The sequence below is a fragment of the Corynebacterium wankanglinii genome (assembly GCF_013601005.1).
Classification (GTDB): domain Bacteria; phylum Actinomycetota; class Actinomycetes; order Mycobacteriales; family Mycobacteriaceae; genus Corynebacterium; species Corynebacterium wankanglinii.
Genome location: NZ_JABFED010000015.1, coordinates 1 through 820, shown reverse-complemented (window position 1 = coordinate 820; position 820 = coordinate 1). Strand labels below are relative to the sequence as shown.

Annotated in this window: 1 protein-coding gene; it reads right to left on the bottom strand. The window is 52.4% G+C overall.

What is annotated here, in order from left to right; translation table 11 throughout:
• Nucleotides 1-52: 52 nt before the first annotated feature.
• The gene (locus tag HMA55_RS11220; protein WP_001067855.1) at nt 53-757 is read right to left on the bottom strand and encodes an IS6-like element IS26 family transposase; all 705 of its coding nucleotides are present in this window, start codon (nt 755-757) and stop codon (nt 53-55) included.
• Nucleotides 758-820 lie beyond the last annotated feature (63 nt).

Below are 820 nucleotides of genomic sequence, written 5' to 3'. Positions count from 1 at the left end.
GGCACTGTTGCAAAGTTAGCGATGAGGCAGCCTTTTGTCTTATTCAAAGGCCTTACATTTCAAAAACTCTGCTTACCAGGCGCATTTCGCCCAGGGGATCACCATAATAAAATGCTGAGGCCTGGCCTTTGCGTAGTGCACGCATCACCTCAATACCTTTGATGGTGGCGTAAGCCGTCTTCATGGATTTAAATCCCAGCGTGGCGCCGATTATCCGTTTCAGTTTGCCATGATCGCATTCAATCACGTTGTTCCGGTACTTAATCTGTCGGTGTTCAACGTCAGACGGGCACCGGCCTTCGCGTTTGAGCAGAGCAAGCGCGCGACCATAGGCGGGCGCTTTATCCGTGTTGATGAATCGCGGGATCTGCCACTTCTTCACGTTGTTGAGGATTTTACCCAGAAACCGGTATGCAGCTTTGCTGTTACGACGGGAGGAGAGATAAAAATCGACAGTGCGGCCCCGGCTGTCGACGGCCCGGTACAGATACGCCCAGCGGCCATTGACCTTCACGTAGGTTTCATCCATGTGCCACGGGCAAAGATCGGAAGGGTTACGCCAGTACCAGCGCAGCCGTTTTTCCATTTCAGGCGCATAACGCTGAACCCAGCGGTAAATCGTGGAGTGATCGACATTCACTCCGCGTTCAGCCAGCATCTCCTGCAGCTCACGGTAACTGATGCCGTATTTGCAGTACCAGCGTACGGCCCACAGAATGATGTCACGCTGAAAATGCCGGCCTTTGAATGGGTTCATGTGCAGCTCCATCAGCAAAAGGGGATGATAAGTTTATCACCACCGACTATTTGCAACAGTGCC

What these genes read in the sequence shown, in the direction of transcription:
- HMA55_RS11220 (WP_001067855.1), bottom strand. Translation starts at nt 757, where the DNA reads ATGAACCCATTCAAAGGCCGGCATTTTCAGCGTGACATCATTCTGTGG.